We start from the raw sequence: 11,654 nt of genomic DNA on the forward strand, positions 1-11,654 counted from the left end.
TGGGCGTCCCCCACACCGGGTATGCCCAAACAATGGTGAAGCTCGCCGCGGAGCAGCAGGCAGCGCTCAAGGCGCTGGTGACCGAGGGAACGATCTCCAACGGACAGGCCGAGGCCGTGCTCGGCGCGCTGGAGACAGACCGGGGCCCTGCCCGCGCACGGCTCGCCGAGGTGCTGGGCTACGTGGGCGCCGCACTGCTGCTGGCGGGGGCCTCGCTGGTGATCAGCCTGTCCTGGAGCGGGTTCACCCACGCGGGCCGCGTGGGCCTGCTCGCCGGGGTCACGGTGGTGCTGGCGGTCGCCGCGCTGGCCAGCGGGGTGCTGCGGGGCCGGGTGAACCCGGTGCGTGCCCGCGCCGGGTCGGTGCTGCTGGCGCTGGCCGCCGTGACGGGTGGGTTCACCGGCATGATCGCCGCGGAGAACCACCAGCCGGCGCTGGTCGGCGGCGGGGTCGCACTGGTGCTGGCCGTCATCGGGTACGTGCTGGCTCCGGCGATCCCCTCACTGCTGGTGGCCGCCGTGGCCAGTTTCACCGCCGCGCTGGGCCTGGTCGACCTGTGGGGCTACAACCTGCCGCGCGCCGGGCTCATCCTCGTGCTGGTGGGCATCGCGTGGTCCGCACTGGCCCTGGGCCACACCATCGAGCACCGCTCGGTGGGGCTCGGTGTGGGGGCGGCGATCACCCTGATCGGCACCCAGTTCCCCATGGGCGAGCTGCGCGACGTGTGGATCGTCTACGGCGGCACGCTGCTGCTCGCCATGATCTGCTTCGTGCTCTACTTCGTCGACCGCACACCGGTTCTGCTCGGCGCGGGCGTGGTGAGCGTGACCGTCGCGGTGCCGGAGGCGGTGTGGGACTGGACCGGTGGCACGGTCAACGGCGCGCTGCTGGTGCTGCTGGCCGGGCTGGTGCTGCTCGCGGTCGGCGGGCTAGGGATGCGGCTGCACATCGGTCGTCACGCGTAGCCGGACCAGGGTGCCGTCCCGCTCCGAGGAACGCAGCTGTACCAGGTCGCACAGCTGGTGGATCATCCACATGCCGCGGCCGCGCGCCTGCCCCAGCGTGGGGCGCGCGCGGCCGACCAGCGGGTCGGTGAGCCATCCGCTGTCCCGCACCTCGCAGACGAGCTGCCCGCCGTCCTGCCAGATCCGCAGCACGCCCTGGCCCCCGCCGTGGTCCACGCTGTTCATCGCCGCCTCATGCACCGCGAGCGCCAGGTCCTCGGCCAGCTCCTGGCGGGCCCCGGCCTCGGTCGCCAGCCGCACGACCACCTGCCGCGCCCCGGCCAGCCGCCCCGCGTCGAACCGGTACTGCTCCACGGGACCGGTCGGCTCCGGCAGGGACTGCGCCAACAGGGCGAGCGGCTCGGGCTCCCGGTAGCCGGTGTTGACCTCCGCGGCCAGGTACGGGTGGTTCGCCAGCGCCGTGTCGATCACCTCGGGGTCCAGCCCCGACACGTCGTAGGGGCACATCAGCTGCCAGGACGCCAGCCCGTCGAAGACCAGGTTGAGCAGGGACTCGTGGTGTGCGCACTCGGTCAGTTCCTCGGCCGAGCGACCGGGCCAGGCGGGCTCGCCCACACCGCGGAACCCGCGCACCCCCGTATGCTCCCCCACCCAGTCGCGCCAGGCGGGGATGATGCGCGCCGGGTTGCGGCCCACCTCGGCCATGTCCACGAAGCACACCCGCTCGGCGTCGGCGCCCAGTTCCGCGCGCAGCAGGGCGGCCTTGTCCTCGGTGACCGCGACCAGTACGGCCTCGTCGGCGCCCAGCCCGGACCGCACGAAGGACAGCACCCCGTCGCAGAACTGGTCCGCTCCGTCGTACAGGAACGCTGAGTGCTGGAAGGCGGAACTGGCCACGGCCTCACTCCCGGTGGGATGCCACCACGGTACCGTCAGCGAGCGGCTCGCGCGTAGTGCGCCGGGGTCGTGCCCAGGGTCCGCCGGAAGTGCCGGGTCAGGTGGGACTGGTCGTAGAACCCGGCCAACACCGCGGCCTGCGCGGCGGACTCGCCCGCGAGCAGGTGCCGCCGGGCCAGGTCCACGCGACGTCCCGTCAGGTACAGGTGCGGGGGCATGCCGTACTCCCGGCTGAAGGCACGCACCAGGTGCGTCTGGTGCGCGCCCAGTTCGGCCGACGCCTCCGCCAGGGACAGCCCGTCGGGGACCCGCGCGTCGAGCAGGTCGCGCAGGCGCCGGGCCAGGCTGGGGTCGCGCACGGCGCGGGGTGCGCGCACGGCGTGCCGCAGGTGCTGGTCGAGCCGCTCGGTCACCAGCGCGAACCTGCTCTGCGCCTCCAGGTCCTCGGTGCGCGGGCCCAGCGCGTCGTGCAGTTGCCGCACCCGCAGCCGCAGGGTCGGGTCGTGCAGCGCGGGCACGTTCACGGCGGCGCCGATCAACCGCTCGTCCAGCACCGCCCGGTCCAGGTACAGCACCCGCTTGCGGAAGCCCTCCGGCAGCACCGAACGCCCGTTGTGCGGCACGTCCGGCGGCAGCAGCGTGACGAAGGAACGCTGCGCTCCGTGCTCGTGCCGGTCCATCTCGTAGCTGACCACCCCGGAGTCGATCAGCAGCAGGGTCCAGGCGTCGTGGGTGTGCGCGGGGTAGGCGTGATCGGTGAACCGCGCGTGGAAGACCTCGTGGATGCCCGGCACCCCGGGCCGCCACGCCGTGACCTCCGACCTGCCCACCACGTCAAGAACGTACAAGCCGTGACCGGCCACTGTCGACAGACTCGACCGCGTGCACTTCACCACCAAGATCGCCGTACTGCTGCGCGAGGACCTGCTCACCTGGCAGCGGCTCAACGTGACCGCGTTCCTGGTCAGCGGCATCGCGGCGCTGAACCCCGACCTGGTCGGCGAGCCCTACGTGGACGCCGACGACACCACGTACCTGCCCATGTTCGGCCAGCCGGTGCTGGTGTTCGAGGGCGGCAAGGAGGTGCTGACCTCGGCTCACGGCAAGGCCGTCGCCCGCGGCATGGCGCTGTCGGTGTTCACCTCGGACCTGTTCGCCACCGGCAACGACGCGGACAACCGCGCCGCCGTGCGCGCGGTCGGCCGGGACCAGATGGACCTGGTCGGCATCGCCGTGCACGGGCCCAAGAACGCGGTGGACAAGGTCCTCAAGGGGGCGCGCATGCACCCGTGACAACGGCTCGCGCAGGCAGTTTCCGGGTTACTGGTCGTCCTACTCCGCCGGCTCCCAGGCGCGGAGCAGGTCGATCAGACCCGCGTCCCCGTCGATCCGCAGGGAGTCCGCCGGGATACGGTCGTACATGAACAGGACCAGGTCGCTGGCCGTGCCGCGAACGGAGACGCCGGCCGCTTCCGGGCCCTCGTCGGCAGCGGTGCCGGGCGCGGGGAGACGGGTGGAGCGCGCGCCGTCACCGTCGACGGTGAGGCGCCAGGACTGGCCCTCGGTGGTGCGGAAGTCGAAGGCAGTGGGCTTGTGCGGCCAGGCGCTCGTCGTCGCGCAGCAGGTGAACAGGAACTCCTCGACACCGTCGAGTGCCACTTCGTCCGGTAGCGGCCGCGGGGCGCCCAGGATGAGCTGGGCGTCGTAGGTGTGCACCGCGATCTCCTGGAGCTGGTGCCGGGCGACGGCACCGCAGGTACGCGGCGACTGCGAGGCACCCCACCACGTCCAGCAACCGCGATCCGGGCCGGCCTCCCGCAGTGCGTCCAGCAGTTCCTGCGTCGATGCGGCCAACCAGGCCGCCAGGGCCGCGCGCTCCCGAGGTGCGGCCGGGTCGCCCTGCGGTGCGGACTTGGCCGTGGCGGCGGGCCCGGCGGCGATGGTGGCGGCCCAGGAGCGGCGCCCCTGCCCCAGGTGCCGCACCAGATCGAACAGCGTCCACTCGGGGCAGGTCGGCACCTGCGCGTCGAGGCTGGGCGCGGCGGCGACCGCGGCCCGGAAGGCCGTCGATCGATCGTCGATCAGCCGCAGCAGAGCGGGGAACTCCAGGGTCTTCTCCACTCAGGATGCCTATCACTGTGCTCCGGCAACCGAACAGCGATTTTCCCAGCCGACGCGGCGGGCGCAGGCAGTTTGCGGGTTAGAGTCGCACCATGGTGTCCAGTGCCCCGATCGTGTGGCTCCTCGACTCCGATCCGGCACTGCGCTGGCAGGTCGAGCGCGATCTCCTGGGCGAGCCGGCCGCGGTGTGGCAGGCGACGCGGGCGAGGATCGCGACCGAGGGGTTCGGCGCGCGCCTGCTCGCGCTCCAGGACCCGGACGGCCAGTGGGCGGGCGGCGCGTTCTTCCCCGCGGACTTCGACTTCCACGGTCCAGAGGCGGCAGAAGGTGCCGGGCAGCCCTGGACGGCCACGACCTGGACGCTCAACTCGTTGCGGGAGTGGGGCTTGCGGTCCACGGTCCTGCGCGAACGCCGCACGGCCGAGCTGCTCGCCGAGAACAGCCGCTGGGAGTACGAGAACCTGCCGTACTGGGGTGGCGAGGTCGACTGCTGCATCAACGCCTGGACGGTCGCCAACGGCCAGTGGCTCGGCGCCGACATCACCGGCATCGTCGACTGGTTCCTGGAGCACCGACTACCCGACGGTGGCTGGAACTGCGAGTGGGTCGAGGGCTCGACGCGATCCTCGTTCCACTCCACGCTGAACTCCCTCAAGGGACTGCTCGCCCACGAGTTCGCGACCGGGGGCACGGAGGCGACCCGCGCCGCTCGGTGCTCCGGCGAAGAGTACCTACTGCGGCGCGGGCTCTTCCGCCGTCTGTCGACGGGTGAGCCGGTGGCACCATGGGTGGACCAGTTCGCCTACCCGTTCCGCTGGTCCTACACCGTGCTCAACGCGGCCGAGTACTTCCGCCAGGCCGCACTGCTCGACGGCACGCCTCCCGACCCGCGCATGGCCGACGCGATCGAGCTCATCCGTGCCGCCAGGCAGCCCGACGGCACCTGGCTCCAGGCACGGCCACACCCCGGACGGGTGTGGTTCGAGGTCGACGCGCCAGCGGGCGAGCCGTCGAAGTGGCTGACCCTGTTCGGGACGCGAGTGCTGAACTGGTGGGACTCCCAGGCGTGAGGCCCTAACCCTGCTTGGCGGCCGCCAGCGCCGCGGCCCAGGCCGCCACGGTCGGCTCCTCCACGAGCTGGGCGAAGGACAGGCTGAGCCCGCGCTCGTGCCAGGACTCGATCAGCGCCATCACCCGGATCGAGTCCAGGCCGTGGTCGGTCAGCGGGTCATCGTCCCCAATGGACTGCGGCTCCACCTCGAGCAGTTCCGCGAGCTGCCTGCGCAGCTCCTCCGCGCCCTCACTCACCGTCGGTTCCCTTCAGCTGATCGATCAGTCGTGCCGTGGAAGTGACCACCCCACAGCGGTTCGCGGCGTAGCGCACGGCCATCTCGTGGTCGGCGCGGGAGAAGTCGGCCACCGCGTCGGCCACGAAGAACGTCCGCACGTCACGCATGAACGCGTCGGCGGCGGTCATCAGGCAGCCGATGTGCGCGTAGATGCCGGTGATCACCAACTGGTCGCGCCCGCCGAGCAGCTCCGCCAGCTGCGTGCGGTGGAACGCGTTGTAGCGCCACTTGGTCATGCGCACGTCCCCGTCGGCGGGGGTCAGCGCCTCGGTGATCTCCGCGGCGGCGGGGTCGGCACCGATGCCCTCGCCCCACATGTCCAGTTGCAGGCCGCGCTGCTCGTGGGTCTGCCCACCGGGCTGCGCGGAGTAGACCACCGGGATGCCCGCGGCGTGCGCGGCGGCGCGCAGCTCGGCGATGTTGGCCAGCAACTCGACCACCGGCGACTGGTCCACTTGGAACGGTGCGAGGAAGTGGTTCTGCATGTCGTGGATGAGCAGCACCGCGCGGTCGGGCTCGCAGCGCCAGGACACGCGGCTGGCCGGTAGCTCGGTCTCGGTGGGCATCGGGTACGGGTCGATGCGGGGCAGTCCCACGGTGCTCAGGTCCTCCAGTCAGCGGGTGAGGTGCTCGGTGAGCACGCGGCGCAGGTCACGGCGGCTGGTCTTGCCCACCCCGGTGTGCGGGAAGGACTCGACCACCTCGATCCGGTCCGGGATCTTGTACCCGGCCAGCCCGCGCTCGCGCAGGAACGCCCGCAGCTGTGCGGCCGTCGGCGCGTCCTGGCCGGACGGGATGACGAACGCGCAGGTGCGCTCGCCCAGGTAGGTGTCGGGCACCGCGACCACGGCCGCGTCGTGCACGGACTCGTGTGCCAGCAGATGGTTCTCCACCTCCTCGGGCGCGACCTTCTCGCCGCCCCGGTTGATCTGGTCCTTGACCCGGCCCTCCACCACCAGGTGGCCCGATCCCAGTCGCCGCACCACGTCCCCGGTGCGGTAGAAGCCGTCCTCGGTGAAGGCCAGCGCGTTGTGCTCCTCGGCCCGGTAGTAGCCGCGGATCGTGTAGGGCCCGCGGGTCAGCAGCTCCCCCGGCTCGCCGGGCGCCACCTCGTTGCCCGCCGGGTCGAGCACGCGGATCTCGTCGTCCACCGAGATCGGCCGGCCCTGCGAGCCGTGCACGACCTCCTCGGGGTCCTCGTCCCGGGTGTAGTTGACCAGTCCCTCGGCCATGCCGAACACCTGTTGCACCCGGCAGCCCAGTGCCTCGCGCACCCGGACGGCCGCCTCCCGCGCGAACTTCGCCCCACCCACCTGCAGAACGTCCAAACTGGACAGATCGTGCTGGTCGCGGGCGGAGCTGGCCATCCAGGCCAGTGCGACCGGCGGCACCACCCCGGTGATCGTGACCCGTTCCCGCTCGATCAGCGGGAAGGCGGTGTCCGGGCTCGGCGCGGGGCACATCACCACGCGACCGCCCGCGTGCAGCACGCCCAGCACCCCGGGTGAGCTCATCGCGAAGTTGTGCGCCACCGGCAGGCTCACCAGGTAGCTGGTCCCGGTGTTCAGGCCACAGATCGCAGCGCTGTCCCGGACGCTGTAGAGGTAGTCGTCGGCGGTGCGCGGGATCAGCTTCGGCACGCCCGTGCTGCCCCCGGACAGTTGCAGGAACGCCACCTCGCCCGCGGCCGGCCCCTGCGGCAGCGGTCCGCCCTCGGGCAGCTCGTCCAGCTCGGAGATCGCCAGGACGTGGCGCAGCGCAGGGCAGTCCGCCCGCACCTGCTCGGCGAGGGCGCGGTAGTCGAACCCGGCGTGCCGCTCGGCGATGACGTAGGCGGCGGCCTCGGTGAACCGGCAGAAGTAGCCGATCTCCTGGCTGCGGTGCGCGGGCAGGGCGAACACCGGCAGCGCGCCGAGCCGGAACAGGGCGAAGATCACCTGGAGGAACTCGGCCACGTTGGGCAGTTGCACGACGACCCGGTCGCCGGGGACGATGCCCAGCGCGTGCAGGCCCCGTGCGGTGCGCCTCGCCCGCTCGTCCAGTTCGCGGTAGGTCCAGCGGTTGCGCTCGTCGCACACCGCGAGCCGATCGCCGTACTTGGCGGTGATCTCGTCCAGCCACTGCGGGAAGTTCTGGCCCTGCCAGTACCCGGCGGCCCGGTAGCGCTCGGCGAACTCCGGCGGCCACGGGGTGAACTCGGCACCGGTCATCGCGCGCCCCCGTCCAGTTCCTCGTGGGCGAAGCCCAGCGCGGTCAGCAGCGGCCGGAACTTCGCCGAGGTCTCCGCCACCTCGTCCGCCGGCCGCGAACCCGGCACGATGCCCGCACCGGCGAACAACCGCACGGTGTTCGCGTCCACCAGGCCGCACCGGATCGCCACGACCCACTCCCCGTCACCGTGCTCGTCGCACCAGCCCACCGCGCCCGTGTAGAAACCACGATCGAACGACTCGATGTCCGCGATCGCGGCACGGGCCGAAGCGACCGGCGTGCCGCACACGGCCGGGGTCGGGTGCAGCGCCCGCGCGAGGTCCACAGAGGACACATCGGGGTCGGTCAGTTCGCCGGTGATCCGCGTGGACAGGTGCCACAACGCCGTGGTCGGCAACAACTCCGGCTCACTCACCTCAAGCTTGCGCACGAACGGCCGCAGCCCCTCGGCCACCGCCTCCGCCACCAGCCCGTGCTCCAGCCGGTCCTTGGCCGACCCCAGCAACCGGGTGGCCCGCTGGCCGTCCACCACCGGATCACGATCCCGCGGCAGCGTGCCCGCCAACGGGTTGGCGAACACCGTGCCGCCCTTGCGGGACACCAACAACTCCGGGCTGGAGCCGACCAGCGTGCCCTGCCCGGTGTCCACCGCGAAGGTGTACCCCACCGGGTCCAGGTCGATCAGCGAGCCCAGCAACTCGGCCAGGTTCACCGGTTCGCCCAAGGTGACCTCCAGCGCGCGGGCCAGTACCACCTTCTCCAACTCGTTGCCCCGCATGAGCTCCAGGGCCGCGCGTACCCCGTCGGCGTAGACCTGCTGACCGGGCACGGCGCGCATCGCCAGCGGGCGGCGGCGCGGCCTGGGCACCGGGCTGGGCGTGACCACCGGCGGCGGTCCGTGGTGCACCGCCTCGGGCACGACCAGGCTGGCCGGTGCGCCGGGGGCGAAGGGCAGGGCGCCGACGACCACGGACCCGGGCCGGGCCGCGGCGAGCACCGCGCGCACCGCCTCGGCGGGATCGGCCGCGTCCGGCGCGCGGTGCGCGACCCCGTGTGCGAGCAGGGTGCCCGCGCGGGAGGCCAGGAAGAACGATCCCGGGCGGTAGGCCGCCACCAGTTCACTCCCGGCCGTCCTGCCCGCCAGACCCGTACTGTCCACAATAGACCCCAACTGTTCGGTCGCTGCCATCACGCGCGGAGGGTCGCTCCGCCGTCCACGTACAGGTCCTGCATCGTGATGTGCCTGGCCCTGTCCGAGGCCAGGAACACCACGGCGTCCGCGATGTCGGCCGGATCAGCCAGCCTGCCCAACGGGATGCCCACCTTGAACGTCTCCGGCGAGCCCGCGATCACCCGCTGCGCGCCCTGCTCGTCGGCCCACATGTCCCGCTGCATCCGCGTGTCCGTGGAACCGGGATTCACCACGTTGCACCGGATCCCGTGCGCCGCGAGTTCCAGGCCGAGACAGCGGGTGAACATCACCGAGGCCGCCTTCGACGCCGCATACGCGGCCATGCCCATGCGTGGCACACCCGCCGAGTTCGACGCCACCGTGACCACGACCCCGCGCCCGCGCGGCACCATGCGGCGCGTCACCGCCCGCGAGAGGTGGAAGACCCCGTCGGTGTTCACCGCGAAGGTGTGCCGCCAGTCCGCGTCGCTGATCTCGGTGATCTGCGCGGTGTGCAGGACCCCGGCCACGTTCACCAGCACGTCGATCGGGCCGAGCTCGCGCTCCACCCGATCCACCACCGACTCCACGGCGTCCACATCGGACACGTCGGCGGCGTAGCCGTGCACGCCGTCCGGTTCGGCCAGGTCCACGGCCGCGACCGTGGCGCCCTCCTTGGCCAGCGCCTCGGCCACCGCGGCACCGATCCCCCGCCCGGCCCCGGTCACCAGGGCCACCTTGCCCCGCATCAACTCGTCCACCTCATCCAGTCCGTTCCGCCAGCAGCGCCCGCCGGGTCCTGCTGGCCCCGGCCAGTGTCCGCACCAGCTCCTCGGTGACCCGCCAGCCCATGCACGCGTCGGTGATGCTGCGCCCGAACACCAGCGGCCTGCCCGCGGCCCAGTCCTGGCGCCCCGGCTCCAGGAAGCTCTCCAGGAGCAGCCCCCTGATCTGCTCCTGCCCAGCGGCGATGCTGCCCGCCAGTTCCAGCGCGACCTCGTGCTGGCGCAGGTGGTCCTTGCCGCTGTTGCCGTGGCTGGCGTCGATCACCACGCGCCGCGGCAGCCCCGCCTCGGCCAGCAGCGCCATCGCCTCGGCCACCTCGGCGGGCCCGTAGTTGGGCCGTTCGCCACCGCGCAGCACCAAGTGGCAGTCGGCGTTTCCGCTGGTGTGCACCACAACGGGCCGCCCACGGGCGCCGACCCCGGGGTAGACCTGCGGTCGGCTCGCGGCCACGATCGCGTCCACGGCGTGCCGCACGTCCCCGTCCACGGCGTTCTTCAGCCCCACCGGCATGGGCAGGCCGCTGGCCAGCTGCCGGTGCACGGGGCTGGTCACCGTGCGGGCCCCGATGGCGCCCCAGGACACCAGGTCGCCGAGGTAGTCCGGCACCGCCGGGGAAAGCCACTCGCAGGCCGCCGCGACGTCCATTTCGGACACTTCGAGCAGCAGCGCCCTGGCCATGCGCAGGCCGTCCTCCAGGGCGTAGCCCCCGTCCAGCCACGGGTCACTGAGCAACCCGGGCCAGCCCACGCGGGTGCGCGGCTTCTCGAAGTACGTGCGCAGCACCAAAACCACGTCCTCGGCCAGCTCCCGACCGAGTTCACGCAGCCGCCTGGCGTACATCAGCGTGGCGTCCAGGTCGTGCACCGAGCACGGCCCCAGCACCACCAGGAGCCGGTCGTCCGTGCCGTCGAGCACGGCGGTCACTGCGGCGCGGGCCGCGGCCACACCGGCCAGCACCTGCGCCGAGGCGGGTTGCTCCTGCCTCAGCTCCTCCGGGGAGAGCAACGGAACGGACTTGCACTGCCCGCCAGCCACCAGTACTCCTGCCCTTCCCTCGCGGGTAGGGCGCCCAGTGCGGGCACCCCACCCGTCCTGCTCAGGATTGCTTGAGGATCTTCTCGATCTCGTCCTGGAAGGCCATCGCGGCCTTGTAGTGCAGCGCGTAGAAGTTGCCGGTCGGGAATGACTTGCCCGCCTTGACCGCGCGCAGGCCCTGGTACGCGGGCAGGTCGATGATCTGCTGCGTGTCCGGCCCGGCCTTGCCCTGGTAGTCGGCCTGGTAGAGGATCACGTCGGCCTCGTTGAGCTTGTCCAGGTTCTCGATGGAGAACTCCGGGGTGTTGTTCTTGGGGTCGGTGATGCCCGCCCGCGCGAACTGCACGCCCATGTCGTGCAGGATGGTGCCGCCCCAGGACTCGTCCAGGTTCAGGTACCACTTGCCTCCGCCACCGTTGATCAGCGCGAACTTGAGCTTGGCCAGCTTGTCCGCGTACTGCTTGCGGATCTGCGCGGCGCGGTCCTCGTACTGCTTCTTGAGCGCCTCGGCCTCGGCCTTCTTGCCCACCGCGTCGGCGGCCTGGATGACCCACAGCGGCCAGGCGACCCCCGGCTCGCCGGGCGCCCCACCGAGGATCGCCGTGGGCGCCAGCTTCTGGTAGTCCTCGACCTTGTGCTTGTCCAGGGACAGGAACTTGTTGCCCAGGATCAGGTCCGGCCCCTGCACACCGACCTGTTCGATGTCCACGTCCAGCGAGTTGCCGACCTTGGCCACCTTGTTGTACTCGTCGGCGTAGGGCGGGAACACCGCGAAGCTGTCGGTGTAGCCCGAGGCGGTGGCCTTGGGGTGCACGCCCACGTCCAGCAGCCCGAAGTAGCTGTACTGGTCGAGTGCCACGACCGACTTGGGGTTGGTGGGGATCTGCACCTTGCCGCTGGGTGTGTCGAAGGACCGGGTGCTCCCGGCGGCGCCGGCGTTGTCCGCGGTGGAACCACACGCGGCGATGCCCAGCGTCAGCGCGGCCACCGAGGCGGCCACGACCGCCCTGCGCCACGTACTGCCCCGAAGACCCTGCTGGAACTGCGTCGTCACGACGCGCTCCTCCCTGTATGTCAGCGAACGGCGGATGCCCTGGCCCCCACTAAGGGCAGGCTACC

13 protein-coding genes are annotated in these 11,654 nt (G+C 71.9%); 3 read left to right on the top strand and 10 right to left on the bottom strand.

The annotated features are described in order from the left end of the window. Positions 1-32: 32 nt before the first annotated feature. Entirely contained in the window at positions 33-965 is a 933-nt protein-coding gene (locus tag KALB_RS23670; RefSeq protein ID WP_025358189.1) for a DUF2157 domain-containing protein, read from the top strand. Here the strand turns inward: KALB_RS23670 and KALB_RS47695 are convergent. Together KALB_RS47695 and KALB_RS23680 are read right to left on the bottom strand one after the other, a co-directional pair. Then, positions 930-1,862, bottom strand: a complete 933-nt coding sequence (locus tag KALB_RS47695) for a sensor histidine kinase (RefSeq protein WP_025358190.1) — start codon at positions 1,860-1,862, stop codon at positions 930-932. The genes KALB_RS23670 and KALB_RS47695 overlap by 36 nt on opposite strands. A 35-nt stretch (positions 1,863-1,897) precedes the next feature. Further along, positions 1,898-2,695 carry a helix-turn-helix transcriptional regulator gene (locus KALB_RS23680; protein ID WP_025358191.1) on the bottom strand — a complete coding sequence of 266 codons (798 nt, stop codon included), beginning with the start codon at positions 2,693-2,695 and terminating at the stop codon, positions 1,898-1,900. 49 nt (positions 2,696-2,744) lie between these two features. Here KALB_RS23680 and KALB_RS23685 point away from each other — a divergent pair, with 49 nt between their 5' ends. After that, on the top strand, positions 2,745-3,155 hold the full coding sequence (locus tag KALB_RS23685) for a DUF2000 domain-containing protein (protein WP_025358192.1): 411 nt from the start codon (positions 2,745-2,747) through the stop codon (positions 3,153-3,155). Between the two features lie 39 nt (positions 3,156-3,194). On the opposite strand, the gene KALB_RS23690 is transcribed toward KALB_RS23685, so the two are convergent. Next, positions 3,195-3,983, bottom strand: a complete 789-nt coding sequence (locus tag KALB_RS23690; RefSeq protein ID WP_025358193.1) for a maleylpyruvate isomerase family mycothiol-dependent enzyme — start codon at positions 3,981-3,983, stop codon at positions 3,195-3,197. 92 nt (positions 3,984-4,075) lie between these two features. Between KALB_RS23690 and KALB_RS23695 the strand changes: the two genes are divergently transcribed. After that, positions 4,076-5,053 carry a hypothetical protein gene (locus tag KALB_RS23695; RefSeq protein WP_025358194.1) on the top strand — a complete coding sequence of 326 codons (978 nt, stop codon included), beginning with the start codon at positions 4,076-4,078 and terminating at the stop codon, positions 5,051-5,053. A gap of 4 nt (positions 5,054-5,057) precedes the next feature. Here the strand turns inward: KALB_RS23695 and KALB_RS48295 are convergent, their stop codons facing one another. The 7 genes from KALB_RS48295 to KALB_RS23730 form a co-directional block, all read right to left on the bottom strand. Further along, positions 5,058-5,291 carry a phosphopantetheine-binding protein gene (locus KALB_RS48295; RefSeq protein WP_025358195.1) on the bottom strand — a complete coding sequence of 78 codons (234 nt, stop codon included), beginning with the start codon at positions 5,289-5,291 and terminating at the stop codon, positions 5,058-5,060. Then, positions 5,284-5,928, bottom strand: coding sequence for an isochorismatase family protein (locus KALB_RS23705; protein WP_025358196.1), 645 nt, complete (start codon positions 5,926-5,928; stop codon positions 5,284-5,286). The genes KALB_RS48295 and KALB_RS23705 overlap by 8 nt, the downstream gene beginning before the upstream one ends. Positions 5,929-5,946: 18 nt before the next feature. Continuing rightward, entirely contained in the window at positions 5,947-7,542 is a 1,596-nt protein-coding gene (locus KALB_RS23710; protein WP_025358197.1) for a (2,3-dihydroxybenzoyl)adenylate synthase, read from the bottom strand. Beyond that, entirely contained in the window at positions 7,539-8,732 is a 1,194-nt protein-coding gene (locus KALB_RS23715; protein WP_081789948.1) for an isochorismate synthase, read from the bottom strand. The genes KALB_RS23710 and KALB_RS23715 overlap by 4 nt, the downstream gene beginning before the upstream one ends. Then, positions 8,732-9,463: a 2,3-dihydro-2,3-dihydroxybenzoate dehydrogenase gene (locus tag KALB_RS23720; protein WP_030107831.1), complete on the bottom strand. Its 732-nt coding sequence runs from the start codon at positions 9,461-9,463 to the stop codon at positions 8,732-8,734. The genes KALB_RS23715 and KALB_RS23720 overlap by 1 nt, the downstream gene beginning before the upstream one ends. A 13-nt stretch (positions 9,464-9,476) precedes the next feature. Continuing rightward, entirely contained in the window at positions 9,477-10,535 is a 1,059-nt protein-coding gene (locus KALB_RS23725) for a 3-deoxy-7-phosphoheptulonate synthase (protein WP_025358200.1), read from the bottom strand. 61 nt (positions 10,536-10,596) lie between these two features. Continuing rightward, positions 10,597-11,589: an ABC transporter substrate-binding protein gene (locus tag KALB_RS23730; protein WP_025358201.1), complete on the bottom strand. Its 993-nt coding sequence runs from the start codon at positions 11,587-11,589 to the stop codon at positions 10,597-10,599. Between the last annotated feature and the right edge of the window lie 65 nt (positions 11,590-11,654).

The organism is Kutzneria viridogrisea DSM 43870, from assembly GCF_000525635.1.
Taxonomy (GTDB): Bacteria; Actinomycetota; Actinomycetes; order Mycobacteriales; family Pseudonocardiaceae; genus Kutzneria; species Kutzneria viridogrisea.

Bases quoted from the DNA above. Each gene is read 5' to 3' on its own strand.
- KALB_RS23670 (WP_025358189.1), top strand. From the start codon at position 33: ATGGTGAAGCTCGCCGCGGAGCAGCAGGCAGCGCTCAAGGCGCTGGTG.
- KALB_RS23695 (WP_025358194.1), top strand. From the start codon at position 4,076: ATGGTGTCCAGTGCCCCGATCGTGTGGCTCCTCGACTCCGATCCGGCA.
- KALB_RS23710 (WP_025358197.1), bottom strand. From the start codon at position 7,542: ATGACCGGTGCCGAGTTCACCCCGTGGCCGCCGGAGTTCGCCGAGCGC.
- KALB_RS23715 (WP_081789948.1), bottom strand. From the start codon at position 8,732: ATGGCAGCGACCGAACAGTTGGGGTCTATTGTGGACAGTACGGGTCTG.
- KALB_RS23720 (WP_030107831.1), bottom strand. From the start codon at position 9,463: ATGCGGGGCAAGGTGGCCCTGGTGACCGGGGCCGGGCGGGGGATCGGT.